21 protein-coding genes are annotated in these 24302 nt (G+C 70.6%); 5 read left to right on the top strand and 16 right to left on the bottom strand.

From position 1 onward, the window contains the following. Positions 1–380: 380 nt before the first annotated feature. The 3 genes from EXE47_RS18435 to EXE47_RS10780 all read right to left on the bottom strand — a co-directional run bounded on the left by EXE47_RS18435 (position 381) and on the right by EXE47_RS10780 (position 3950). Positions 381–536: a hypothetical protein gene (locus tag EXE47_RS18435; RefSeq protein ID WP_155120046.1), complete on the bottom strand. Its 156-nt coding sequence runs from the start codon at positions 534–536 to the stop codon at positions 381–383. A 118-nt stretch (positions 537–654) separates the two neighbouring features. Further along, on the bottom strand, positions 655–2418 hold the full coding sequence (gene pheT, locus EXE47_RS10785; protein ID WP_137703578.1) for a phenylalanine--tRNA ligase subunit beta: 1764 nt from the start codon (positions 2416–2418) through the stop codon (positions 655–657). Further along, positions 2418–3950 carry a phenylalanine--tRNA ligase subunit alpha gene (locus EXE47_RS10780; protein ID WP_089308463.1) on the bottom strand — a complete coding sequence of 511 codons (1533 nt, stop codon included), beginning with the start codon at positions 3948–3950 and terminating at the stop codon, positions 2418–2420. The genes pheT and EXE47_RS10780 overlap by 1 nt, the downstream gene beginning before the upstream one ends. 151 nt (positions 3951–4101) lie before the next feature. On the opposite strand from EXE47_RS10780, the gene EXE47_RS10775 reads away from it, so the two are divergent. After that, positions 4102–4401 (top strand): HalOD1 output domain-containing protein, encoded by a 300-nt coding sequence (locus tag EXE47_RS10775; protein ID WP_049932767.1) that lies wholly within the window; start codon positions 4102–4104, stop codon positions 4399–4401. 27 nt (positions 4402–4428) lie between these two features. On the opposite strand, the gene EXE47_RS10770 is transcribed toward EXE47_RS10775, so the two are convergent. From EXE47_RS10770 to EXE47_RS10735, 8 genes are all read right to left on the bottom strand, one after another. After that, positions 4429–5112 (bottom strand): peptidase, encoded by a 684-nt coding sequence (locus tag EXE47_RS10770; RefSeq protein WP_089308462.1) that lies wholly within the window; start codon positions 5110–5112, stop codon positions 4429–4431. An 82-nt stretch (positions 5113–5194) separates the two neighbouring features. Further along, positions 5195–5845: a chromosome partitioning protein ParA gene (locus tag EXE47_RS10765; protein WP_049932764.1), complete on the bottom strand. Its 651-nt coding sequence runs from the start codon at positions 5843–5845 to the stop codon at positions 5195–5197. Beyond that, positions 5842–6660, bottom strand: a complete 819-nt coding sequence (locus EXE47_RS10760; RefSeq protein WP_137708270.1) for a hypothetical protein — start codon at positions 6658–6660, stop codon at positions 5842–5844. The genes EXE47_RS10765 and EXE47_RS10760 overlap by 4 nt, the downstream gene beginning before the upstream one ends. 56 nt (positions 6661–6716) lie before the next feature. After that, positions 6717–7520, bottom strand: coding sequence for a hypothetical protein (locus EXE47_RS10755; RefSeq protein ID WP_137703575.1), 804 nt, complete (start codon positions 7518–7520; stop codon positions 6717–6719). Beyond that, the gene (locus EXE47_RS10750) at positions 7517–7855 is read right to left on the bottom strand and encodes a hypothetical protein (RefSeq protein WP_094552277.1); all 339 of its coding nucleotides are present in this window, start codon (positions 7853–7855) and stop codon (positions 7517–7519) included. Before EXE47_RS10750 ends, EXE47_RS10755 begins: the two co-directional genes overlap by 4 nt. Positions 7856–7961: 106 nt before the next feature. Continuing rightward, positions 7962–8255: a hypothetical protein gene (locus tag EXE47_RS10745; protein ID WP_086215228.1), complete on the bottom strand. Its 294-nt coding sequence runs from the start codon at positions 8253–8255 to the stop codon at positions 7962–7964. Continuing rightward, positions 8256–12821, bottom strand: a complete 4566-nt coding sequence (locus EXE47_RS10740; protein ID WP_137703574.1) for an LAGLIDADG family homing endonuclease — start codon at positions 12819–12821, stop codon at positions 8256–8258. It lies immediately after the preceding gene. 126 nt (positions 12822–12947) lie between these two features. After that, positions 12948–13310 carry a TRAM domain-containing protein gene (locus EXE47_RS10735; RefSeq protein WP_137703573.1) on the bottom strand — a complete coding sequence of 121 codons (363 nt, stop codon included), beginning with the start codon at positions 13308–13310 and terminating at the stop codon, positions 12948–12950. A 203-nt stretch (positions 13311–13513) separates the two neighbouring features. Between EXE47_RS10735 and EXE47_RS10730 the strand changes: the two genes are divergently transcribed. Together EXE47_RS10730 and EXE47_RS10725 are read left to right on the top strand one after the other, a co-directional pair. After that, positions 13514–15856 (top strand): DEAD/DEAH box helicase, encoded by a 2343-nt coding sequence (locus EXE47_RS10730; RefSeq protein ID WP_094495182.1) that lies wholly within the window; start codon positions 13514–13516, stop codon positions 15854–15856. A gap of 179 nt (positions 15857–16035) precedes the next feature. Next, positions 16036–16818 (top strand): topoisomerase DNA-binding C4 zinc finger domain-containing protein, encoded by a 783-nt coding sequence (locus EXE47_RS10725; protein WP_199237887.1) that lies wholly within the window; start codon positions 16036–16038, stop codon positions 16816–16818. Between the two features lie 24 nt (positions 16819–16842). Here EXE47_RS10725 and EXE47_RS10720 read toward each other — a convergent pair whose 3' ends face one another. From EXE47_RS10720 to EXE47_RS10710, 3 genes are all read right to left on the bottom strand, one after another. Continuing rightward, the gene (locus tag EXE47_RS10720; protein WP_049932743.1) at positions 16843–17829 is read right to left on the bottom strand and encodes a tyrosine--tRNA ligase; all 987 of its coding nucleotides are present in this window, start codon (positions 17827–17829) and stop codon (positions 16843–16845) included. A 120-nt stretch (positions 17830–17949) separates the two neighbouring features. Continuing rightward, entirely contained in the window at positions 17950–19998 is a 2049-nt protein-coding gene (locus tag EXE47_RS10715) for a DUF460 domain-containing protein (RefSeq protein ID WP_049932740.1), read from the bottom strand. A 75-nt stretch (positions 19999–20073) separates the two neighbouring features. Beyond that, positions 20074–21258 (bottom strand): CBS domain-containing protein, encoded by a 1185-nt coding sequence (locus tag EXE47_RS10710; protein WP_049932738.1) that lies wholly within the window; start codon positions 21256–21258, stop codon positions 20074–20076. Between the two features lie 109 nt (positions 21259–21367). Between EXE47_RS10710 and EXE47_RS10705 the strand changes: the two genes are divergently transcribed. Next, positions 21368–21748: a cupin domain-containing protein gene (locus EXE47_RS10705; protein ID WP_049932736.1), complete on the top strand. Its 381-nt coding sequence runs from the start codon at positions 21368–21370 to the stop codon at positions 21746–21748. Positions 21749–21789: 41 nt separating this feature from the next. On the opposite strand, the gene EXE47_RS10700 is transcribed toward EXE47_RS10705, so the two are convergent. Together EXE47_RS10700 and EXE47_RS10695 are read right to left on the bottom strand one after the other, a co-directional pair. Then, positions 21790–22593, bottom strand: a complete 804-nt coding sequence (locus tag EXE47_RS10700; RefSeq protein WP_089308455.1) for a succinylglutamate desuccinylase/aspartoacylase family protein — start codon at positions 22591–22593, stop codon at positions 21790–21792. A gap of 84 nt (positions 22594–22677) precedes the next feature. Beyond that, positions 22678–23268: a DUF309 domain-containing protein gene (locus EXE47_RS10695; protein WP_089308454.1), complete on the bottom strand. Its 591-nt coding sequence runs from the start codon at positions 23266–23268 to the stop codon at positions 22678–22680. A 111-nt stretch (positions 23269–23379) separates the two neighbouring features. Here EXE47_RS10695 and EXE47_RS10690 point away from each other — a divergent pair, with 111 nt between their 5' ends. Continuing rightward, positions 23380–24261, top strand: a complete 882-nt coding sequence (locus EXE47_RS10690; RefSeq protein ID WP_049932727.1) for an EamA family transporter — start codon at positions 23380–23382, stop codon at positions 24259–24261. Positions 24262–24302: the final 41 nt, after the last annotated feature.

Genomic DNA, 24302 nt, shown 5'->3' with positions numbered 1-24302 from the left:
TTCTATTACCCCAAGTTCCGCAAGTTCTGATAGCCTCTGGCCGAAGGCAGGACGGTCTTCATACATACCCGTTTTTGCCGGGCCAGAGGCACTAATGCTCCTGGTTCCGCCAGTCTACTGAAGAGCGTCAGAGCTAGATTTCGCAACACACAACTGATCCCGTCATCGACCACGTCGAGGGATCATTCCCCCGCGTCGGCGTGCTCCCTGCCGAGAAGCGGTGGGGGGACGGCCCGATCACCGCCTTCCGTTTCGATCCTACTGATCACTCTGCGCGCGTCGCTCTCGCGGGCACGCATCTCGTCGGGGTTACTGCGCGTCGCTCTCGCTGGCGAGCGTCCCCCCGGCGTCACCGCGCGCCGCCGACCCGGTGCTCGGGCCTACTGCGCGGCCGAGCGACTCTCGTCCGAAGCCTCGGGCGATCGCGTCCGAACCGCGTCCCACCCGCCGATACAGGCCTCACACAGGTAGTACGCGAACCCGTCGACGTCCCGGTGCGTGAGTGTGGCGTCGACGCCGCATCTCTCGCAGTCCATGCTCGGGAACTGCGCTAAGGGGAATATATGTCTTCTGCTCCAGCCACTCTCCGTGATAATCCGTGATAGAACCGACCGAACGGAAAGTCCGGCGTCGGTACGTGATCCGGTCGAGAGTCTACCGCAGCGCGTCGAGGTCGAACTCGAAGGCGGCGACCGGCACCTCCAAATCGTGCTCGACGAGTACCGCGGGATGGATCTCACCGATCACGCCGACGCGTTCACCGTCGATCACGACCGCGGCGGCGCGGCCATCGATGAACGTCGGATGCTCGACTCGGGGTGTCGCTAGGTCGGCGTCGAAGTCGTCGCACAGCGCCTGAAGCTGGCCTTTCGCGGCCTCATAGGAGGCGTCGCGCCGGGCGACCGCGCCGGCGACGTGCCGCGACTCGGCGACATTCGTGTCCGCGTCGTCGTCGCGCTCGGCGACGAAGCCGACCTCGGCGACGTCCTGCGGGTAGGCGTTGTGGGTGTTCCGCTCCAACAGCATGACGAGCGACGGGAGGGCCCACGTTCGGAGCTGGGTGTACTCCTCGCTGTACGGCTCGGTGATCTCGACGGGGGAGCCGCCGCCGAATACCCCGTCGCCGTCTCCGACCGCGGCGCCGCCCGTGCCCGGTTCGATCCGCATCCGGTCGTAGTTCTCGGTCCCGCTCGTCATGTGGAAGTTCAGCAGATCCTCGAAGCCCAGCCCGACGAGACTCGTACGGACCGCGTCCTCCAGCCGGGAGCGCTCGTGGCGCCCGCCGACGGTACCCACGTCGGGGTAGCGCGGCGTCAGGTTGTCGAAGCCGTACGCGCGCCCCACGTCGTCGACGAGGTCGAGGGGGTGGAGCACGTCGACGCGGTACGGCGGGATCTCCACCTCGTAGCGGACGTCCTCGCCGAGCGTGTACGAGGCGTCCAGTCCGGCGCGCTCGAAGCAGTCGACGACCTCCTCGGGCTCGAAGTCGACGCCGAGCAGCGTCTCGATCCGCTCGTGCGACACCGTCTTCTCATCGATGTCGAGGTTCGGCCGGACGAGCTCCGCGCCGTACTCGCTCGGGTGCGTCGCGCCGTCGGCGTAGTTCACTTCGACCTCCTCGATCGTCGCGCCGCGGGCCGACAGGGCGTAACAGATGATGTTACACATCCGGTCGATAGTCCACTGGTCGGTGCCCGTGAGCTCGACGAGCAGCTCGCGGGACCCCGTCGTCACCTCGGTGCGCTTCCCGTTGATCACCGGCGGGAACGAGAACAGGCCGAGCTCGTCGTAGATCGCCGGGTAGCGATCGAGGTCCGTGACGAGGTCGGCGTACGTCTCGCCCGTGGCGTGCTCCTCCAGCACCGCGGCCGGGCTCAGCTCGTCGTTCGCGTCGAGGGGGACGAACGTGTCGCCCTCGGGGTCGACGCCGCGGTAGGTGATCGACGGTTCTGCGCCCTCCTGGAGCGGCGCGCCCTTCACCATCGCGAGGTCGTGGATGCCGATGGCGCCCTTCGCGCGCCCCCGTCCCATCGTCGCGTGGAGCTTCTCTTGGAGCTGGATCAGCGACTCCAGCGCCGCCTCGTCGAGGTCGAGGCCGCGGACCACCGCGCCGGTGACGTACGGGCGCTCGTCGGGCACCGACTCGTCGACCTCGATCCTCCACTCGGGGTCGTTCGTGTTCGGCACGTAGACGCCTCGCGCGTCGCCGTAGTGGTAGCGCAGCGAGCGGGCGACCCCCTCGACGGAGAGACGGTCGAGCCGGTCGGGCGCGAACTCGAACTGGTACATGCCGTCGTCGGTCTCGCCTTCGAACTCCAGGCCGAGCCCGAACAGGTCCGCCTTCAGCTCCTCATCGTCCTTCTCCTCGTGACCGGTGAGCTCGCGGAGCTCGTCCGGGTCGACGTCGACGACGGGCATCAGTAGCTCACCTCCGCGTCCCGCAGGAACTCGATGTCCGCGAGCGTCCCGTGGAGGTCGCGGATGTCCTCCGCGCCGGTGGTGAGCATCGCGAGCCGCTCTAAGGCGAGCCCCCACGCCATCACGTCGCAGTCGACGCCGAGGGGGCCGGTGACTTCTTCCCGGAACACGCCGGAGTTGCCGATCTCGATCTCCTCGCCCGTCTCCGGGTGTTCCCCGAACAGCTCGAAGGAGGGTTCGGTGTACGGGTTGTAGTGCGGCTTGAACCGGATGTCCGTGATCCCGAACTGCCGGTAGAACTCCTCGAAGGTGCCCATCAGGTCGCGCACCGAGAGGTCCTCGGCCATCACCCACCCCTCGATCTGGAAGAACTCCAGGAGGTGCGTCGGGTCGAGGGTGTCGTTGCGGTACACCTTCTCGACCGAGAAGTAGCGCTGCGGCGGCTCCAGCTCCGCGCCGGCAACCCCGGAGAGGTATCGCATCGACAGCGACGTGGTGTGTCCGCGGAGGGCGACCTCGCGGGCGAACTCCTCCGACCACGGCGAGTGGTAGCCGTCGCCGTCGTCGCCCCACCCGTCGCGGTGGGCCGACTCGACGCGGGCCATCAGTTCGTCCGAAATCGACTCCATGCGGTCCACGTCGAGCGCGAACCGGTCCCAGTGGGTCCGGGCAGGGTGGTCCTGCGGCATGAACAGGCAGTCGTTGATCCAGAAGTCGGCGTCGGCGTGCGGGCCCTCCATCTCTTGGAACCCCATGCCGACGAGGACGTCCTTCACGCGGTCGGCGGTCCGACGGAGGACGTGCTTGCGACCGCCGCGGGCCGTCTCCGCCTCTGCCTCGACGTTGTACGCGGCGAACTCGGCGTCCCGCCACTCGCCGCTGGCGAGGAGCTCAGGCGTGAGCGCCCCGACCGTCTCGGTCGCCTCCACGCCGGTCATCAGCGCGTCGACGCCCTCGTCTGTGAGCCGGACCGTCCGCGTGACGGACTCGCCGACCGCGATCAGCCCGCGCGAGTCGAGCCGATCGATCACGGCCTCGTCAACGTCGAGGGCGTCCCCGTCGAGACTCTCCCCGCCGGCGTCGGCCTCCGCGAGCGCCGCGAGCGCCGTCGCCTCGGCGTCGTCGGGATCGGCGTCGGGGTCGACCGAGAGCTCGCCGCCGTCGACGGTCCCGTACCCCTTCCGCGCGAAGTTCGCGAGCGCGATGTCGACCTCCGGACCGTCCAACGCCGCCTCACCGATGACTGCGCCCATCGAGACCGAGTCGGCGTCGGCCCCCGCGTCGCGGCCGGCGCGGTAGAGCCGCGTCTCGGGTAGCCCCTCGTCGACGTAGCGCCGCCCCTCGTCGGTGAGCGCGAGCGTCCGGTCGGTCACCGAGCCGACCTCGACGAGCCCCTCGTCGGCGAGGTCGAAGGCCGCGCCGGCCACCGTCTCCGGCTTCAGGTCGGTCTCCGCGGCTATCTCTGCCACCGTTCGTTCGTCCGTCGCGCTCGCGGCCTCGAGGACCGCGAGCTGTCGTTCCGGGAGTCGCATTCGAGTTGTCTCTACACGCGTGCGGCTGGTTGGTAACGGTTCCGGGACCGAGACGCGCCCGGCTCCCGGTTCAGAGACTCTGTCGCGGGCAAGGCATCATATATGATAAATTGAACGACTGATTTATCTGTGATATCCGCCTCTAGGGGGTATGAGCAGCGTAACGGCCGAATCGAGCGGCTCCGGTTCGGTTCCGGAGCGGGCCCGCGTCCGTCACGGGGGCAGCGGTCCCAGTCCCAGTCTCGCCGTCGTCGAAGCGATAGCTGATCTCGCCGGCGTCGATCCGGCGGACCTCCCCGAGGAGGGCGTGGTACTGTACGAACACGTCGACCCCGACGCGCTGAACTCGCTCGTCGCCGGGCGGTCCGACGCCGACGTCTCCCTCACCGTCGCGGGTTACGACGTCCGCGTCGGCCCCGACTCCGCCGTCGCTCAGCGCTCGGGGAACTGACCCCGGCCGCCTCGGTCCCTTCACTCGTTACTCCGCGTCGGCAGCCCGCTCGCGGAGCCGCGCGACCCGATCCCCGAGCGGGGGCTGTACCTCGAACCACGTCGACCAGTCGCCGGTCTCCGGCTCGACGCCGCGGCGCTCCGCGACGCGCTCGAACGCGTCGGCGACGCGGTCGGCGCCGACCGCGTCCGCGGCGCGGGCGTCCGCCGCGTACTGGACCCGCCGACCGGCCCAGAAAGAAACGAGCCCCACGGCGACGAGCGCGGCGAACCCGGACTCGAAGGGGACGAGGGTCGTGACGACCGCGGCCAGCGCCCCGAGCACGGCGCCGACGGCGGCGGCGCGGAACTCGGCGTAGTACGTCGTCACGCGGCCGGCCTCCGCCGCGAACAGCCCGACCGCGGCGTCCTCGTCGAGGTCGGTCAACACGTCTTCGGTGAGGAACAGCACCCGTCTACGGGGCGGTCCCCGGACCGACACCTCGGCGGGACCGTCGGCTGCGGCGCCGTCCCCGCCCGCGCCGTCGACGGCTTCGATCGCGACGCGCTCGACGGCGAGTCCGCCCGGTTCCGCCAGCGCCACGATCTGCGCTCGCTCCGCGTCCGTCGGTTCCCGCAGGTCGCGGAACCGGTCGGCCGCGTACAGCGGCCCCACGGCGACCGCGAGCGCGGCGACGACCGCGATGCCGACGACGAACGCGACTCCGAGCATCGTCCTCGCTGAGGGCACGCCCGAGGTAAAAAGGCCCGATGTCGCGCCGCGCCCGTCGCGACGGCGGCGCCCCCTCCGGCGTTCACTCCGGAACGCGTCGCGCGAGCGCCCGGACCGCCGCGGCGGCCTCGCTCTCGGGCGCGGCGGTCGTGACCGGCCGCTCCGTCGCCACCGAGCGGCCGACGCGGGGGTCGGCCGGGACGACCTCCGCGGGCGCCCCGAGCGCGTCGCCGATCGGGTCGACCGGCGGCGGCTCGGTCACGCGGTTGACCGCGCAGCCGACCAACCCGGCGTCGAGTTCTCGGGCCAGCTCTCGCGTCCGGATCGCGTCGGCGAGCGCGAACGCGCGCGGCGAGACGACGAGGAGGCAGGCGTCCGCGACCGCGAGCGGCACGCCGGCGTCGGCGCGGCGTCCGGCGGGACAGTCGACGACGACCGTCCCGAACTCGCGCTCGACCGCGGCGACCGCCTCCGCCAACCGCGTCAGGTCGGCCGCCCGAGCGCCCGCCAGCGTCCGCCCGCACGGGACGATGTCGACCGGGCCGGGACGGAGCGCCTCCGTCGGGGCCGCCGCGCCGGCGAGCACGTCGTGGAGGTCGGGGCCGCGGCCGTCGGGCAGGTCCGCCATCCCGAGGTCCGCGTCGACGACGACGGCGTCGAGCGCGGCGGCGACGTTGTACGCGAGCGTCGTCTTCCCCACGCCGCCTTTCCCGCCCGCAACCGCGAGGATCACGCCAGCGCCTCCAGCGCCTCGACCGGGATCTCGCTCTCCTCGGCGCGGTCCGCCAGCGCCGCGGCGCGGTCGCGGACCGCCCGCAGCCGCTCGGCGTCGGCCGCGACGCGCTCGTCGAGCGCTCCGGCCCCGTCGAGGCCGTCGACCTCCTCGACGACCGTCGTCGTCGCCGCGAGGTCGGCGTCGGTCAGGCGCTCCGCCCGCTCGATCCGCGCCTCGACGGCCGCGAACCACGCGTCGACGCCGCCACCGGCCGCACTTCCCCGCGGTGACTCGGGCGTAGCCGACTGGTCCGGGTCGCGCTCGACTCGCGCCGCGACTCTCTCCGCGTTGCCGTCGCCCTCGGCATCCTCCCGGCCCGGCAAGTGCCCGTCCGAACCGGAGGCCCCCGCGTCGCCGCCCGCGTCCGGGGTCCCGTGGTGCCCTTCCGATCCGTCCACGGCGGCGCGCGGCGGCCGATACGATTCGAGGTCCCGGACCGCCGCCCGTGCGAGGTCGGTCCCGCCTGCGGCCGTCTCGTGCGCCTCGTCGGCGTCCGACGACACGGGCTCGACGTTCGCGATCTCGACCGGCGGGTCGACGGGGTCGGCGAGCGCGGCGAACCCGAACGCCGTGCGCTCGCCCGGGTCGAGTACCGCGGTCACACCCGCTGCGTCCCACCCGGCTTCGGGGACGCCGCCGCGCCGCGGCGGGAGCAGCGGACCGTCCAGCCGGCTCTCGAGCCGAACACGCCGCGGGACCGCCCCGTCGTTGCGCACCCGAAAACCGACGAGCGACGTGTCCCCCTCGCGGTCGACGGACCAGTCGAGTTCCATGCGCCGGGTCCCGCGGAATCGTATTTAACGCTCAGGTGAACCCGCCCCCGTCGGGTTCAGCGCTCGTCGCGCGCGCCTCGAAAGCGAACATCGGCCGTCCGAAGGAGCGACCGCGGGCTCCGCCCCGACTCCTCGATCCGCCGCGCCGCGCTGCCGCGCAGCTCGACCGGTCCGTCGAGCGCCGCGGTCCTGACGGCCGCGAGCGACGTCGCGACCGGGTCTCCGTCGTACGCGCCCGGTCCCGTCCCGGCCGCGCTCGGATCGCCGCTCGGAACGACCGCGAGCGCGCGTCGGAACTCGGGATACATCGCCTCGGCGAGTTCGCGGCGCGCGACGCCGCGCCGGTTTCGGAGCCGGTCGCGGAGCCGCAGTCGACGCCGACGCTCGTCCCGGGCGCGGGCGGCTTCGGCTCTCGCGCGTTCGAGCGCCTGCTCGGCGGCGATCGCCTCCGTCTGCGCGGCCGACAGCTCCGCGGCCGCCGCCTCCAAGTCGTCGAGCGTCTCGTCCGTCTCGGCGTCGACCGCGCGGCGCGCTCGCGCATCGCCCCGCAGCGCCGCGACCCGCTCTTTCAGCCGCTCGATCTCTCCGGTCGCCTCGGCGACCCGCCGCCGCGCCGCCGTCAGGTCGACTGGTTCGACCTCGATCCCCGCGAGCTCCGCCTCGATGTCCGCGATCTCTCCCGCGACGGACGCGGTCCGCCCCCGCGAGCGCGCGGCCGCCGCGAGCTGTCGCCGGAGCCCGGCGTCGGCGGGGAGTCGTCCGAGTACCTCGCCCGGAGCGGGACTCCTCCTGACGGCGTCCGACCCGTCCTCGCTGTCCTCTCGGTTCGACCCCGACTGCGTCGACCTCGCCCCGGTCACAGCTCTCTGCCGCGCATCGTGTCCGGGTCCGGGTGGTCCGTCCCCGCCGCGAAGGCGGCGTACGGCGTCGACTTCGCGGACCGGTCGGCGTAGGCCGCGGCCGCCTCTCGGACCGCGTCGTCGACGGCGACGAACTCGTTGAACGGCTCGGTGCGCTCTATCTGTACGTCCCCGCCGTGTGACTCCCGCAGCCGCAGCGCGAGGAACGCCGCGTACTCCGTCTCGTCGAGCAGCGCGGCGCGACCGAACCGCCGCGTGACGACCGACTCGTGGCGACGACAGAGGTTTCGGAGGCCGGTCCTGGCGGCCGCCGAGTACGTCACGACCAGCAGCACGCCCGCCGGTGGTCGATTTTGAAATATATCCGTTCCGGACCGGAACGTTTCAGTCGGCGTCAGTGACGCCGGATCGATTCAGCGTCCGCGGGGCCGGGGTCAGTAACTAGAACCGCTCGACGTCGAACGCGGGCTCCTCCCCGCCGTCCGGTGCGTCGTCGACCCCGCTGGCCGCGAGGACGCGCTCGCGCGCGGCCGGTTCAGAGGGCGCGACGACCACGGTGCCGTCGACCGGGTCGTCCCCCACCGCGCGGAACACGTCGCCCTCGCCGTCGAACTCGGTCGCGTACGTCCGGAGCACGGCGGCGACGCGACGCTCGGTGGCCGCGAGGTCGGCGTCGCCGTCCTCGAACTCGCGGAGCGCGTCCTCGACGTTCCGTATCGCGGAGATCCGGTCCATCTACGTCGTCCGGAGGTGGCCCTGCTTGGGCTCGTACACTTCGCCCTTCGTGCGGAGCTTCTCGATCTCTCCCTCCGCCTTTCCTTGGTCCATCCCGATCTCGCCCGCGCGGTCGAGCACCTCCTCGACGGGCGCGCCCTCCTGATACTCCTCTTCGATGTCGGCGATGAGCCCCTTGATGTTCTTGATGCGGTCGCGCTGGCTCTTCGACGTGCCCGTCTCGACCACGTCGGCGTCGAACTGGCCCGTCTCCGGGTCGACGCCGATGTCCTTGAGACAGGACTCGACGATGTCCGTCGCGCGGTCCGCGTCCTCGCGCTCGACGGTGTCTGAGAGCCGTACCCGCGCGCTCGCCTCGGAGAGCCGCACCATCGCCTCCAGCTTCCGGGCGGTGACCGGCACGGGCGCGTCCTCGTCGGCGCCCTTCGAGCGCAGGTCGACGTAGAACTCCTCTATCACCTCCTTCGCCTCCTCCGTCATCGTCGGGAAGCAGGACCGCTTCGCGTGGGCGATGTACTTACGGAGGAGTTCGGAGTCGATCTCCGGCGCGACCTCCTCGGTCACCTCCGCCACCTGTTCGGAGGTGAACTCCGAGCTCGCCAGCTCCTCGCGCTGGGTGTTGAGCTCGCCGGCGTAGTTCGTCTTGATAATGTGTTTCGCCAGCCGGGAGTCGTGCTCCGGGTCCGGGCTGTCCGTCACGGTGAAAATGAGGTCGAACCGCGAGATCAGCGCCGGCTCCAAGTCGATCTGCTCGCCGATCGGCTCGTACTGGTCGAACCGGCCGTACTTGGGGTTCGCGGCGCCGAGCAGCGAACACCGCGCCTTCAGCGTCGCGTTGATCCCCGCCTTCGAGACGGAGATCTTCTGCTGTTCGAGCCCCTCGTGCATCGCGGAGCGGTCCGAGGAGTTGTGGACGACGAGCCCGTTCGCGACGAAGTTGTGCGTCTCCTCGACGGTCAGGTCGTACACCCGGGGTCGCTCGCCGTCCTCGATCCGCGCCAGTATCGACCGCAGTTCCGCCTTCACGGCGTTTACCTCCTCCACGACCGCCTCACGCACGTCGTCGAGCCGGTCGGTCTCGACGGCGCCGGACAGCCAGCGGGAGACGGTCGCCTGCGTCACGTCGAGCCTCGACGCCACGTCCGACTGACCGACGCCGTACGCGTCCAGCGCCGCCGACAGCTCCGATCGCGTCTCGCCGACCGGACCGCGGTCGAGCAGGTCGCGAGCGCGCTCTTCGGCCGTCTCGACCGGTCCCTCGATGACGTCTGCGAGCCGCTGTCGGAGCACCTCGCCGCGGTGTTCGGTCGACTCCGGCGGAACGGTTTCGACCGACTCGACCCGACGCCACTTCACGTCGCCGCGGACGAACTCGCGGAGGTCGTCGAGGTCGGTCTCCCCGACTCCGGTGAGAATCTCTCGGAGCCGCTCGGTCACCGTCCGGCGGACCTCGTCGCGTTCGCCCCATTCGCGGGAAATCTGCTGTTGGGACAGCGCCGTCCCTTCGGCAAGCTCGGACTGCGAGACGTGGTATCGGTGCCGAAGCTCCGAGAGCGTCTCCCACGCCGCCGTCGCGTCGAGCGCGTCCACGTCTTCGGTCGCGCGTTCACGCCGATCCTCGAACGCCGAGAGTATCCGGTCGGCGCGGTGGAGCGAGACGTTCGCAGTCCCGCTCTCGAAGTCGTGGTACGTGACCGCGTCGAGCCCGCACTCGCGCTGGTGAAGCCGGAGCGACTCGCGAGACCGCGCGAGCGCGTCGCCGACCTCCGGGACCACGTCGAGGATCGTTCGGCCGCCGTCGGCCGAATCGACGACGCGGTCGAGGGCTTCGGCCTTCCGGGTGGCCGTGAATCCGACGAAGCGCCGGAACGCCGCGAGCGAATCCGCGTCGGTCACCGTGAGGTAGTACACGTCGCGACCGCCGTCTCGCTCGCGGTACTGGAGCTGGCTCGACACGCCGAACCCTAAGAGGAGGTTCCGCGTGCCGCGGAGCAGGTCCCGACTCGCCGACGCTATCCGAACGTTTCCGGCCGACTCGTCGACGTGGCCTTCGCTGTCGGCGAGCGCCCGGACGAACGCGGCCTTCGCCGCGCGGCTTCCGGTCGAAACGGGAGTCGGGAAGCACTTCTCGTCGTACCGGCCGAGGTTCATCCCCGCGTTGAGGACGGCGTCGGCGTGTTCCTTCCCGGTGACGCGGACCGTCTCGACGCCGCCGTCGCGCCGTTCGCTCGGCGGGCGGACCGGCTCCGCGTCGAACGCCTCGCGCGCCGCGCGTTCAAAGTCGTCTAAGAGGTCGTCGTCCGTGTTGGTGAACCGAACGCCGTAGACGCCCTCGTCGCGGTCGTAGTAGACGTTCCCGTCGCCGGAGAGGTATCCGAGGACGCTCGCCATCGCGGCGTCGACGCTCTCCCCGTCGCCGGGCTCGGCCGCTGGCCCATTTCCACCGCTCGCAGCCACCGCTCCGCCGTCCGCCGCCTTCGTCGGAATCTCGCGAGGGACGTACACCCAGTCGCCCCCGTCGAGGGCGGCCGCCTCGCGCTCGACACGCTCCCCGTCGTCGAGGACGAAGAACGGGTGGTCGGCGGTCGCAGTCAGCGACTCGCCGGTCTCCGTCGTCACTCGGGTCAGCTCCGACGGCGCGTCGTACTCGTGGACCGCGGAGACGGACCGTTCGACGAGGTTCCCGTCCTCGTCCATCGACCAGACGTCGAGGTCGACGTCGCGGATATGGCGTCCGTTCGAGAGTTCCTCGACATCTCCGTCTTCGGCGGCCTCCCGCGCCAGTTCGTCGATGCGCTCGACGCGGCCGTCCGCGAGCGAGACCAGCGCGTCGCCCGTGACGCAGTCCATTTTGTCGAGCTCGTCAACTGCCGCAATTCCCTTGTCCGCGAGGACGAGAGCGCCGGCTTCGAGCGACCACTGCTGGCCGTCGCCGAAGTCGTCTCTCACGGCTGCAGCTGTAAGGCCGGCCGCCGACGATCCCTTCCCAGAGGTGTAGACGGACCGCGGTGCGATGTTCTCGACGTACGAAATCATCTGGGAGTTGTGAGAGACGACCCCGTTCGAGACGTAGTTGTGCGTTCTCTCCACTTCGAGATCGTAGACCCAGTCTTCATCGGATTCGACCCGTTCGATGGACTCGATCGAGTCCCATCGGACTTCCTCTACGACCGAGGTGTTCTGACTACCAGACACGGCGATACCGCCATCTGTGGCAGCGCGCGATGCGACGGCCACACGGTCACCGACGTCGAGTTCATCCGCACGCCGCGGAACGTGTCCGGCACCAGTCTGAACGAACAGCGGATGCGACGGCGTCACCTCCAGTTCCATGCCGGAGGCAGTCTCGACACGATACATCGTCTCGGGAGCCTCCCGCTTCCAGACTTTCGTCGCTCGCGCGGATCCGATCGTTCCGTCCGACTGTAGCGAGGGTACTTCGAAATCGACCTCGTCGAAGACGCCGTCGTCGATCGGTTTCGGATCATCGAGATTGTCCTCGACGAGATCGCCTATCGGAACTTCTCGTCCATCAGCAAGTGTCACATTGGTATCAAATTTAAGACACTTACCCGTGCCGGGGTCACCGATCAGGAGCATGTGCAGGTCGCCCCGAATCCGCGACCCGTCGGGGAGATGCTTCGTCACGCCGGAGAACAGCTGGAGGATCATCGCGAGCTTCTCCTCCTCGTAGCCGTAGATGGCCGGGGCGATGGAGCCCACCATCGCCTCGTAGATGTCGTCGCGCTCGGAGAGCTCGATGATGTCGCGTTTGTCCGCCTCGGTGATGTCCATGTCCTCGAACTCCTCGTCCTCGATGGCGATAGAGACGCCGTCCATGTACAGGTCGAAGATGGCGGACTTCTCGTTGCCCTGTTCGACCTGCTCGATGTGGAGGATACCGACGCAGGTAACGTGGTCGCCGGGGCTCACTTTCCCGGTGATGTCGTCGACGATGTCGACGTCCAGCGACTGGGGCGTCTCGCCGCCGCGGAGCCCCTCGGGCGACTCTTGGATACGGAGCTTCTGTGAGTCGACGAACTCGGACTGATCGAAGTTGACGCGGAACGGGCCCTGTCGCTCGCAGCCCTGGCACTCGTGGGGCTCTTGGAAGCCACCGTCGGACTGCGGGATGTACGTCATGGTGCCGCAGCGCTGGCACTCGAAGGCGGCCTCCGTCACCTTCGGGCGTACGTCGGTGGCCTTACGAACGATCCCTTGAATCGAGACGAGCTTCCCGATATGGTCGTCGTGGACGCGGATACCGCGGATGTCGACGCTATCGGGGAGGTCCTCGATGCGGACATGCGCGCGGCCGAGGCTGACGTCGGCGGGGAGGTCATAGAGCCGTAGCGCCTCCTCGGCGTACTCGCGCATCTGTTCCGGCTTGTTCAGGAAGTCCTCGGCGAGGTCGCGGTCGAACTGAAAGAGGTCGTCGTAGGAGACGTACAGCGAGCGCTGCTCGTTGGGGTACCGTTGGGCGAGCTGTCCGATCTCCTCCCGGTAGTAGTTGCGATAGAACTGAATGAACCGCTCCGTGAGGTCCTGGGTGCCGGCCTGAGCCATTGCGACACCTCTTCGTCACCATCACGTATCAACCTCCGGTTCGGGGCGGACGTGGTCGCCTCGGGTGCGGCGTCCGGCGTCGTCGCGCCGGCCGACTCGGCGGCGACCGCGCCCCAACCGACCGAACTACGCCCGCCCGACGAAGGTCGCGTCGGCGGAGGTGCGCCCCTCGTTGAACGAGAGGACCTTCGCGCGGATCACGTCGCCGGGTTCGAGCCCGCTCGGGATGTCCTCGGTGAAGAGGACGAATCCCTCCACCTTGCCGACGGCGACCTCGTTCCCCGAGTGGTGGTCGGTGAGTTCGGTGACGCCGAACTCGTACGTCTCGCCGATCCCGACCGGCGGTTCGCGTTCCTGGGCCGCCTCGTGAGCGCGTTTCGACTCGCGCGCCTCCGTCGACGGGCCGCGGAGCCGACGGGCGACCGCGAACAGCGCGAACAGCGCGACCGCGACGCCCGCACCGACGACGAGCGGCGACGAGGGGATCATACCCGTGCGGTCGACCGCGGTCGCCTAAACGGTGTGGGTCCGCGGCGACGCTTCGGCGCTCGGCGACCTCGACATCTCGCCGCTCGCGCGGCCCGAGTCCCGCCGCGCCCGCATGAGAAACGCCTTTGCCCTCGAAGCCCCCCTCTCGATCCGATGCGACACAGCCGCGGTTCCCGACGACTCGCGCACGGGTGTGGTGTGCCGTGAAGGTCGCGGACGCGGTGCCGGAGTTCGCGGAGGCCTTCGGGTTCGACGAGTTCAACCGGATGCAGCGGGAGGCGCTGCCGGGGATCTTGGAGACCGACCACAACGTGGTCGCGTCGGCGCCGACCGCCTCCGGGAAGACGGCGCTCGCGGAGCTCGCCATCTGTAAGACGCTCGCCGCGGGCGGGACCGCGCTCTTCGTCGCGCCGCTGCGGGCGCTCACGAACGAGAAGGAGAGCGAGTGGGAGCGCTTCGAGGATCTCGGCTACTCCGTGTACGTCGTCTCCGGCGAGCGCGACTTGAACCCCCGCCGCGCCGAGCGCGCGGACGTGCTGGTGACGACGCCGGAGAAGGCCGACAGCGCGACGCGGAAACACGACTCGGCGCGGTACTCCTTTATCACCGACGTGGACTGCGTCGTCATCGACGAGGTCCACCTGCTCGACTCCGAGAAGCGCGGCGCGGTGCTCGAAGTCACCGTCTCGCGGCTCCGCCGGCTCCAAGACCCCCGCGTGGTCGCGCTCTCGGCGACGATGCCGAACATCGGCGACGTGGCGGAGTGGCTCGACGCGCCCGCGGAGACGACGTACGCTTTCGGCGACGAGTACCGTCCCGTCGACCTCGAGACAGGCGTGAAGACGTACTCGCACGGCTCGAACGCGTTCGCGGACAAGTACCGCCGGCTCTACCGCGCGCTCGACCTCGCCGAGCCGCACGTCCGCGAGGACGGGCAGACGCTCGTGTTCGTCTCCTCGCGGCAGGACACCGTCCAAGCCGCGAAGAAGGCGCGCGACGAGATCACCGAACGCGACATCCCGATCGACTCGCGCGACGACTACGACTTCCACAACGAGGCGAAAGAGCTCACCAACGACACGCTCCGCCAGTCGGTCACCGACGGCGTCGGGTTCCACCACGCCGGCCTCGGGAAGGACGACCGCGACCGCGTCGAGGAGTGGTTCAAACAGGGGAAAATCAAGTTCCTCTTCTCGACGTCGACGCTCGCGTGGGGCGTGAACCTCCCCGCGCGCTGCGTCGTCATCCGTGACACGAAGTACCACGACCCGCTGGAGGGAGAGACGGACATCTCGCCGCTGGACGTGCTCCAGATGCTCGGGCGCGCCGGTCGGCCGGAGTACGACGACGTGGGGTACGGCTGGGTGGTCTGCGACCGCGCCGACGCGGACAAGTACCGGAAACTGCTGCGCGAGGGGAAGGCGATCGAGTCGCGGCTCGCCGCCGACCTCGAGTCGCACCTCAACGCCGAGATCGCGATGGGGACGATCCGGGGGCTCGAAGACGTGATGGCGTGGTTGGAGACGACGTTCTACTACGTCCGCGCGCAGTCGAAGCCCGACCAGTACGACTTCTCGACGCTCCGCGACCGGGTGCGGGACACCCTCGAATCGCTCGTCGACGACGGCTTCGTCGCGGCCGACGACGACCTCGCGATCGAGCCGACCGCCCTCGGTCGGCTGGCCTCGAAGTACTACCTCCGGCTCGACACCGCCCGCCGGTTCCGGCGCCTCGCCGACCGCGAGACGCTGACTGCCGACGCCGTGTTAGAGACCGTCGCGTCGGCGGGCGAGTTCGACTCCGTCTCCGCGCGCTCGGCCGAGGCCGACGCGGTCGACCGCATCCTCGACGGCCGCGACACCGACCTGGAGGACGGTCACCGCAAGGTGTTCGCCATCCTGCTGGCGGGGATGGCCGACTCGATCCCCTCCGACCTCCGCTCCGACGCGTGGGTGATCCGGCAGAACGCGCTCCGCCTGCTCGCCGCGCTCGCGGAGTTCCTCGACCGGTTCGCGGGCCCGCGCGCCGCCAACCTCGCCCGTCGCGTGGAGGCGCGCGTCGAACACGGCGTCTCCCGCGAGGCGGTCGCGCTCACGGCGATCGAGGGGGTCGGCTCCGGCCGCGCGGAGCGCCTCGCGGACGCCGGGCTCACCTCGCCGGCCGACGTCGTCGACGCCGGTCCGGCGGAACTGGCGAACGCCGGGATGAGCGACTCCGTGGCGGAGCGGATCGTCGACGCCGCCCGCGACTGCCCCCGGATCGACGTCGACTGGGGTGAGTTCCCCGACGGCATCGCGGTCGGCGAGAACGAGATGTGCGAGGTCGCCGTCGCGGCCGTCTCGGGGAGCGCCCGCGCGGGGATCCGCGTCACCGTCAACGACGTGGAGATGACCGCGACGACGACGTACCTCGACGGGGAGACGACGGTCCCGGTCGGCGTGTTCGGCCCGCCGGACGCCGACGAACTGGAGTTCGTCGTCGAGGTCGTCTTCCCGGACCTCCCGCTGTTGCCCGTCACGGCGACGCGGACGGTTCGGGTGGCGTAGGCGCGCCGGCGTCCGAACCCGATCTTGCGATCCGTCGGTATCCGCTTATCAACGAGCGGCCGGGACGTTCGAGCGATCTGCCGTCTCGTCGCGTCACCCGTTCTCACCGCCACCCGCCCGGTATCTCTCTTAAACTCCCGCAACGACCGCTTAACACCCATTCCGCGGCCACCCGTCCTATGCCGGAACGACTCCGCGTGCTCGCAGGCGACTGTCAGGTGACCGACCGCGGCGACCGCACCCGAACCCATCGGGGCCGCGTCGTGGTACTGATCAAACCCGACGACACGACGCTCGTCCACGACGCTGACGGCTACCAGCCCGTCGCGTGGCTCACCCGCCCCGAGAGCGTCGTCGTCGAGGGTGACGGCGACGGGTTCACTGTCACCGCTCGCGACGGATCGCGGCGACTCCGCGTTGTCGCCGAGGAGGCGACAGCCGGCCGGGCGCTCCCCGTCACGGAGGCGGGCGTCCCGGTCGGCACCTGCCCCGACGACGGCGGCCCGCTCGTGCGGTCGCGCGGCGACGTGGCGTGTCTCGACTGCGAGGCGCGCTGGGGGCTCCCGGCGGGCGCGAGCGTCACGGACGCGACCTGCGACGACTGCGGGCTCCCGAAGATCCGCGTCGAGCGCGGCGAGCCGTTCCACCTCTGTCTCGACCCCGCGTGCGACCCGATGGAGGCGGCCGTCAGCGACCGGTTCGACGGCGCTTGGGAGTGCCCGGACTGCGAGGGGGACCTCCGGGTCCGCTCCGCGCCGGGTCGCGTCTACCTCGGCTGCGAGCGCTATCCCGACTGCGACACCACCTTCTCGTTCCCCGCGGGCGTCGCCGTCGACGAGTGCGACTGCGGGCTCCCCGTCTTCGAGACGGCGGCCGGACTGGGTTGTCTTGACGGGACCTGCGAGGTCGACGGCCGCGCGACGGGCGAAAAGCCGGAGGTCACGGGGAAAGGAGACGGCTAACAGCGCTCCGCCCGGCGGGGTGGCTTACTCGGCGAGCTGCTGGCGGCCCGGCGCGATGAGGCGGTCGAGGTACTCGGCGAGCGCGCCCTTCGCGTCCGCGGGGTGGAGTTCGCCCGACTCCAAGTCGGCTTCGAGGGCGTCGTAGGCGTCGTACTCCAGGTCTCCGCCGTACTCCTCCGGGCGCTCGACGGTGACCGCGTCGAACCGCGGGAAGACGTGGTACTCGAACACCTGGAGGACGGGGTTCTCTCGCTCCGCGCCGTCGTCGGTCGGCTCCGGATCTGCCGTCGGCGGGCAGTAGGCGTCGTTCACCTTCGACTCGATGTCCTCGCGGGAGTCCTCCATCGAGATGGTGACGCCCTCGCTGGAGGACATCTTGCCGCGGCCGGTCGCGAGGTCGGCGATCAGCGGCGTGTGGAGGCTCGTCGGCGGCTCGCGGTCGATGCTCGGCAGCACGTCGCGCGCGAGCATGTGGACCTTCCGCTGCTCCATCCCGCCGACCGCGACGTCGACGCCGAGGTACGGGATGTCGAGCGCCTGCATCAGCGGGTAGACGGCCTGCGACACCTTCACCGAGTCGCCCGAGCTGATCTCGGCCATCGCCCGCTCGGCCCGCGCGAGGGTGGTCTCGAGCTCCAGGGCGTGGAGGTCGAGCGTGTAGTCGTCGTCGAGCTGGAAGTCCGAGCCGAGCACGAACTGCGTGTTCGACTCGTCGAGCCCGTAGGCGATGAACTGGTCGCGCATCCGCTCGGCGGTGTGGCGGATCTCCTCGAACGACCCCTTGTCGTTGAGGTAGGCGTGTACGTCCGCGAGGAGGACCGTAACCTCGAAGCCCGCCTCCTGGAGGTCGATGAGCTTGTTCGCGGTGAGCATGTGACCGATGTGGAGCACGCCCGAGGGCTCGTAGCCGACGTACGCCCGCTTTCCTTCGGGGTCGTCGGCCAGCGCCTCGATCTCCGACTCGGTGACCACCTCGGCCGCGTTCCGGGTGATCAGCTCGTGAGCGTCCATACCTCCGAGTGTGCGTTCCCGGACATATGACTTCTGGATGCGTGCCGACGACTCACGCGGAGCGCCGCCAGCGCGCCCGTCGGCCGCTTTGACTCGCGTTCCGGTCGTCCCCGGGCGCGCTCACTCCTCCGTCTCGGGCAGCGTCCGCCCCGCCCGGTGTTCGGAGATGATCCGGTCGATCCGCTCGGCCTTCTCGTCGCGCCGGCGCTGCTCGGCGCGCTCCTCCCAGTCCTCGACGGCGGCCGCGAGGTCCTCCTCGCTCGCGACCGCCAGCTCGTCCACCTCGCGGACCGGCACGGCGTCGGCGGGCACCACGGGGACGGCGCGCTCGAACAGCACCTCGTCGGCGACGTCTGAGAGGTTCCCATCGCCGCGGATCACGGCCCGCGGCTCCGCCTCCGCGAGCCGCTCCGCGGTCCGCCGGCCAGCGCCCGACGCGTCCCGGAGGTAGACCACGTCGCCGGCGACGAGCCCGTAGGCGTCGTCCGCGGCGTCGAGCGCGTCGAGCGTGAACTGCTCGACGACCTTCACGCTCACCAGCCCCCGCCCCTCGGCCACGTCGCCGAAGTTCGAGTGGTCGAGCCGCCACAGCTCCTTCAGCGTCTCCACCTTGCGTTCGAGGTCGGCGACGCGCTCTTCTGCCTCGTCGCGCTCGCGCTCCAGCCGGTCCGTCTCGCGTTCGAGCCGCGAGACTGCGCGCCGCGAGCGCGCCTCGATGCGCTCCTCGCGTTTCGCCTCCTCCAGCTCGCCCTCCAGCTCAGCGATCCGGTCGTCGCGCTCCTCTAAGTCCTCCTCCAGCGACTCGGCGTGCGACTCCAGCCGGTCGACGCGCTCGCGAAGCCGGCGGATCGTCTCCTCCTCCTCGGTGCGGTCGGGCTCGGTGGGGTCCGCCTCGTCCGCGTCGTCCTCGTCTCCGTCCCCGCCGTCGTCCTCGCTCAGGTCCTCGATGACGGCCTCGACGGACGAGCCGCCCGCGACGACGCCGGCGATCACCGCCCCGCGGTCGAGCCGCGGGGGCGTCTTCGCCGCGATCCGCTCGAACTGGTCCTCGTGGTCGTCGTAGGCGTACAGCGCGGCCGCCAGCGCGTCGCGCTCGTGGTCGTTCGCGTAGCTCGCCTCGCGGGTGCGGTGGAGCTTCTCATCGACCGGGAGGTCGGTCGTCGGCCGCCACCCGGCGGCGTCGAACGAGCGCCGGAACTTCTCGACCGTCTCCGGCATCGGCTCCACGTCGGCGGCGACGATGATCGGTCGCCCCTGCTCGACGATCCACTCGGTCACCTCGGCGGTATCGCCGGTGCGGGAGGAGTACAGCGCGTGGACCGTGCCGTCGAGGCCGACGACCGCGGCCGCGGTGGTCGTCCCGGGGTCGATCCCGACGATGACGCGGTCGCGCCGCTTCACCAGCGGCTCGTACTCGATCCCGTCGCGGCGTTCCCGCTCGACCTCGACGCGCACGTCGCCCGCCCGCGAGTTCGACACCGGGATATCCTCGGGGCGGGCCTCGACGGTGAACGTCGCGTTCGCGTAGCCGCCGTACTTCTCGGTCACGTCCCGCTCGAAGTCGAGGTTCGCATCCTTCAGCTTCGACTGGACCTGGCGCGTCCGCTTGCGGACGTTACCGTGGATCCGCCGCGTGTAGCGGTCCTGACTCCACCCGCCATTTCCGGTCGAGCGCCCGCGAGACACCTTGACGGTCGTCTCGTCGGTGAACGCGGTCACCTCGTGGCCGACGTTCGCGGCGGCGAGCCGCGCCGACGCCTCCGCCTCCTTCATCGGCTTCTTGCCGTAGGGGATGCCGTGCCGGGAGGCGACCCGCGAGAGCGGCTCCGGCCGTTCCGCGCCGGTCACCTGGACGAGGCGGGTCCCGTCTGGCAGCGACCGGAGGAAGTTGACGAGCTCCCCCTTGTCCGCCGCCAGCTCGTAGGCGTTGTCGGTGGCGACGTAGAGGGGCTCGCGGTCGTCGATCAGCCGGCAGAGCTTCCGGAACGAGACCACGTCGCGGGTGATCCGGGCCATCGGACCGTCGGCGTCGGGGGCGTCCGGGTCGTCCTCGTCGACGGGGTCCAGGATGACCAGCGCGTAGGAGGGGCTGTCGCCGCGGACGTCGCCGCTGTGGACGTCGACGCCGAACACCGGCCGGTCGCGGGCGCGGATGGTCCGGGTTGTCACATCCCGAGTAGGTCGTTGCCGCGTATATACCCCACGCCGGGGGCGGTCGCGGACCGCCGCCGCGGGAGCGAGCGGTCAGAGGATTCGGGGCTCTTCGCCGGCCTGCTGTCGCCGGCCGCTGATGACGCCCGGCGTCCCGCCCGTCTGGATGATGTTGAACGCGGTCATCAGGTCCGACCGCGAGATGAGGCCGACGAGTTCGCCGTCGGCATCGACTACGGGGAGGCGGCCGACGCCGTGTTCCTGCATGGTCTGGAGGGCGGTCAGGGCGTCGGCGTCCGGGTCGACGGCGACGAGGTCGGTCACCATCACGTCGTCGACGCGGTAGGCGTCGCGCTCGACTTCGCGGACCGACCGGGCATCTTCGAGGGTGACCATCCCGACGAGCTCGTCGCCGTCGAGGACGGGGTAGCCAGTGTGGCGCTCCTCGAACATCCGGCTCATCAGGTCGCCGACCGAGGTGTCCTCCGTCACCGTGTGGAGCCCCTCACGGGGCGTCATCACGTCGCCGACGGTCACGTCCTCGAAGGCGGCCTTCAGGGTCGTCTGCTGGGCCTCGCCCGAGGCGGCGATGTAGACGAAGAAGGCGAGCACGATGAGCAGCAGCTGGAAGGTGAACAGGCCGAAGATCCCCATCAGGAACGCGAACACCTTCCCCACGGAGGCGGCCCGCTGGGTCGCCTGCGCGTGTGGCTGGTTCCGTGCGAGCAGCGCCCGGAGGACCCGCCCGCCGTCCATCGGGAACGCGGGCAGCATGTTGAACACGGCGAGGACGATGTTCAGGAGCGCGAGGTAGCCGAAGACGAAGAGGACGGCGTTCGAGCCGACGGGCGCGACGAGGACGACCCCGTAGCAGGCGATCCCCACCGCGACGCTGACGAGCGGGCCGGCGATCGCGATCCAGAACTCGTGTCTCCAGTCTTCGGGGAACTCGGCGAAGCTGGCGAGGCCGCCGAGCAGCCACAGCGTGATCGACTCGATCTCGTAGCCGTATCGCATGGCGACCAGCGAGTGGCCGAACTCGTGAAGCAGCACCCCGACGAACAGCCCGATCACGGCCGACAGCCCGAGTACCCACGGCGTGGTGCCGCTCGCGACCGCGGTCGCGTCGATCCCGAGACCGGCCGTCTCGTTCATCACCTCCGCGATCATCCCGACTTGCGACCCGATCAGGTACGCGAACAGCGGTAAGACGATCAGAAACGTCCAGTTGAGCCGGATCGGAATCCCGAACGCGCTCCCGATCTTGATTCCACGCATGCCATCGCGTTCGGCCGGTGAGCGGTTAAGTCACAGGGGTCGGTCGACGTTCGAGCCGCCGGGACCGGGCGGTGAGCAATTAAATACGCGCCTCCCGTCACGGTCGCGTATGAGCGACGCAGGCGACGCCGAGTCGGTCGTGAAGCGCGGCGACGACATCGCGTACGAGCCCGTCGAGGCCGCCGAGGGGCTCTCGAAGGGCGTCCTCCTCGACGAGTCGGACGGCGCGCCGACCTTCGCGATGCGCCGGTTCGAGCTCGAACCGGGCGCCGAGGTCCCCCGCCACACCAACGCGATCGAACACGAGCAGTACGTCCTCGCCGGGGAGTACGTCGTCGGGATCGGCGACGAGGAACGCACCGTGTCGGCCGGCGACACTCTCCTGATCCCGCCGGGGGTCGAACACTGGTACCGCAACGAGCGCGACGAGCCCGGCGCGTTCATCTGTGCGGTGCCGAACGGCGACGACGCGATCGAACTCGTCGAGTAGCGGGCGTCCGGGCTCGGCCTCGCGCGCCGCGAGGCGGGCACCTACTCCAGCGTGCCGACGCGGTCGGCGACGTAGCCGAACTGGTCGCGGTAGCCGTTCGGCGATAACAGTACGGGGTAGAATGGCTCGTCGGCGAGCAGCGGTTCGCCGTCGGCGGCCGCGAACCGCTCGCCGGGCTCGACGCGCTCGAAGTTGCGCGCGAACACCTCGTACGCCTCCGCCTCCGGCTTCGGGATCCGCTTGCGGAGTCGGAACACCGACACGTCCTCCCGACCGCCAGCGTCGAGCACGTCGTCGGCGCCGGGCGCGGAGATGGCGCCGGTCGCGGCGAGGAACGCGCGCGACAGCCAGTAGGCGTTGTCAGCGGCCGCCTCGGAGCCTTGGAGCCCCGCCTCCACTTCGAGCGTGTGCGGGTGCTCGATGAGTCGGCCCTCGGTGAACGCGTCCGTCTGGATCACCGCGTCCACGGGGAGGTGCGGCGCGACAGCGCGGGTCACTTCGTCCATCGAGTCGATGACCGCGAACGGCTCCGCGTACGACTGCGTCGAGTGGATCGCGAGGGTCGTACACCCTTCCAGCGCGTCGACCAGTTCGGCCGCGAGCCGGACCTCGTGGGCCTCCGCGTCGGGGTTTCCGGGGAACGCCCGGTTGAGGTCGGCGTCGAGGTAGCGCTCGCCCGCGTCGAGCGCCGCCTCGTTTGCGGTGACGAGGCGGACCGGTCGCTCGGGGTCGAGGTCGGCGTCGAGCAGGCGCTCGACGGCGCGGGCGCCGCAGGGCTCGTCGCCGTGGATCGCGCCGACGACGGCGACCTCGGGCTCCCCGTCGCCCAGATCGTGGATCTCCATACCACACCCTGACGAGCGGCGAATAAGTGGCGTTCGGATCCGCGGCGAGCGGTCCGATCCCCGTGCGTCAGGCAACGCCCGGGCTCAGTGCCCCTCGTCGACGCGCTCAGTGTACTCGTAGTCGGTGGGGTACGCCGGCTGACGTGCGCCGTCGAGGGGTATCTGCCACCCGTCGACCGCGGCGGGGTCGTCGAGCGCGGCCCGGAGCGTCTCTCGCACGTCGTCGACGTCGACCCCGTAGAAGTCGCTCGGGATCCCGTCGAGGTACTGGAGGGCCGTCTCGAACAGCGACCGCATCCCCGCGTCGTTCTCGAAGTCGACGCGCTTGTACGCGCCCGCGGCCACCTGGACCATCCCGTGGAGGAAGGCGCTCTCGGCCGTGCCGCTGCCGTAGTTGTACCACTCGTCCTCGAAGCAGTCGTGGCTCTCGTGGTAGGCGCCGTCGTTGAAAAGCCGCACGCCGTGTTCGGTCGCGCGTCGGAGCGTCGCGTGTTCCCAGTACCCGCCGACCGCCTGTGCGTCTGGCAGCCCGTCCGCGTCGCCGGATGACGCGTCCGCGTCGCCGGACGACGCTTCCGCCTCTCCGGACGCCGCGCGCGACTCGTCGCCCGCGTGCCATCCGGTCGGGTTCCCGAGCGGCGGGGCGACGCCGGGGTCCCGAGTGTGGTCGTCCATGTGCGTGCCGTTCACGCGGCAGCGACCTAACCGTTTCGCGGCGCCGGCGGCGAAGCCGACCGGCCCGCGAACCGAACCCTTCTTTCCCCCGCTCGCGCTCGGGTCGACCGCATGGACGCCGGACTCCTCGCCGCGGTCGCCGCCGCCGTCGTCTGGGGCGCGTACCTCTTCGTCCTGAAGCGCGCCTTCGCCGGATACCCGCCCGCCGCGCTGACGGTGGCGATCAACGTCGCGGCGGTCTCGTGGTTCCTCGCCGGGACCGGGCTGACGGTCGGGTTCGGCGACGCCGCGGCGGGGGTGTCCGGGCTCGTCGCGCCGCGTCGGGCCGCGGTCGTCGCCGTCACGACCCTCGGGACGGCCGCCGCCTTCGTCCTCTTCTTGCGCGCCATCGACCAGGGGGCGGTGTCGTACGTCGCGCCGATCAACAAGATCGTCCCGATGTTCGTCCTCCCGCTGGAGGTCGGACTGCTCGGGCAGGTCCTCGCGCCGGTCCAGGTCGCCGGCGTCGTCGTCACCACCCTCGCGGTGTACGTCGCGAACTACGAGCCGGGGGGTTTCTTCGCGCCGTTCGCGCGGGCCGCGCGCTCCCGGCCGGCGCAGCTGGCGCTCGCGAGCGCGGCCTGCTACGCGGTCGCCGACGTGGGCAAGCGGGTCGCGCTCCAGGAGTTCTCGATCCCCGGCACGCTGTGGGTGCCGCTCCTGCTCGCCGGCGTCGCGGTCGTCCTCTTTCCGGCGGCGCTCCGGAGCCCGTTCGCGGTCACCCGGCGGGACCTCCCGAAGTTCCTCGCGGCCGGCGGGCTCGTCGCGCTCGGCGAGCACCTGACGACGGTCGCGTTCGCGGCGCTGCCCGCGAGCGTCGCCTCCCCCGTGATCAACACGCAGGCGATCGTCGCGGTGGTCCTCGGGGGCGTGCTGCTCGGCGAGCGGCACTTCCGGCTCCGGCTCGCCGCGGCGGTCCTCGCGGTCGCCGGCGTCGCGATGATCGCCGGCTGACGCGGTCGGCCGCTCGCCGCCACGCCTGCCGCTACCCGAGT

The organism is Halorubrum sp. GN12_10-3_MGM (assembly GCF_005435235.1).
GTDB lineage: Archaea > Halobacteriota > Halobacteria > Halobacteriales > Haloferacaceae > Halorubrum > Halorubrum ezzemoulense.
Note: the sequence above shows the minus strand (reverse complement) of the source record. Positions and strands in the feature narration are given on the sequence as shown.

What these genes read in the sequence shown, in the direction of transcription:
- EXE47_RS18435 (WP_155120046.1), bottom strand. Translation starts at nt 536, where the DNA reads ATGGACTGCGAGAGATGCGGCGTCGACGCCACACTCACGCACCGGGAC.
- pheT (WP_137703578.1), bottom strand. Translation starts at nt 2,418, where the DNA reads ATGCCCGTCGTCGACGTCGACCCGGACGAGCTCCGCGAGCTCACCGGT.
- EXE47_RS10780 (WP_089308463.1), bottom strand. Translation starts at nt 3,950, where the DNA reads ATGCGACTCCCGGAACGACAGCTCGCGGTCCTCGAGGCCGCGAGCGCG.
- EXE47_RS10775 (WP_049932767.1), top strand. Translation starts at nt 4,102, where the DNA reads ATGAGCAGCGTAACGGCCGAATCGAGCGGCTCCGGTTCGGTTCCGGAG.
- EXE47_RS10770 (WP_089308462.1), bottom strand. Translation starts at nt 5,112, where the DNA reads ATGCTCGGAGTCGCGTTCGTCGTCGGCATCGCGGTCGTCGCCGCGCTC.
- EXE47_RS10760 (WP_137708270.1), bottom strand. Translation starts at nt 6,660, where the DNA reads ATGGAACTCGACTGGTCCGTCGACCGCGAGGGGGACACGTCGCTCGTC.
- EXE47_RS10745 (WP_086215228.1), bottom strand. Translation starts at nt 8,255, where the DNA reads ATGGACCGGATCTCCGCGATACGGAACGTCGAGGACGCGCTCCGCGAG.
- EXE47_RS10740 (WP_137703574.1), bottom strand. Translation starts at nt 12,821, where the DNA reads ATGGCTCAGGCCGGCACCCAGGACCTCACGGAGCGGTTCATTCAGTTC.
- EXE47_RS10735 (WP_137703573.1), bottom strand. Translation starts at nt 13,310, where the DNA reads ATGATCCCCTCGTCGCCGCTCGTCGTCGGTGCGGGCGTCGCGGTCGCG.
- EXE47_RS10725 (WP_199237887.1), top strand. Translation starts at nt 16,036, where the DNA reads ATGCCGGAACGACTCCGCGTGCTCGCAGGCGACTGTCAGGTGACCGAC.
- EXE47_RS10720 (WP_049932743.1), bottom strand. Translation starts at nt 17,829, where the DNA reads ATGGACGCTCACGAGCTGATCACCCGGAACGCGGCCGAGGTGGTCACC.
- EXE47_RS10710 (WP_049932738.1), bottom strand. Translation starts at nt 21,258, where the DNA reads ATGCGTGGAATCAAGATCGGGAGCGCGTTCGGGATTCCGATCCGGCTC.
- EXE47_RS10705 (WP_049932736.1), top strand. Translation starts at nt 21,368, where the DNA reads ATGAGCGACGCAGGCGACGCCGAGTCGGTCGTGAAGCGCGGCGACGAC.
- EXE47_RS10700 (WP_089308455.1), bottom strand. Translation starts at nt 22,593, where the DNA reads ATGGAGATCCACGATCTGGGCGACGGGGAGCCCGAGGTCGCCGTCGTC.
- EXE47_RS10695 (WP_089308454.1), bottom strand. Translation starts at nt 23,268, where the DNA reads ATGGACGACCACACTCGGGACCCCGGCGTCGCCCCGCCGCTCGGGAAC.
- EXE47_RS10690 (WP_049932727.1), top strand. Translation starts at nt 23,380, where the DNA reads ATGGACGCCGGACTCCTCGCCGCGGTCGCCGCCGCCGTCGTCTGGGGC.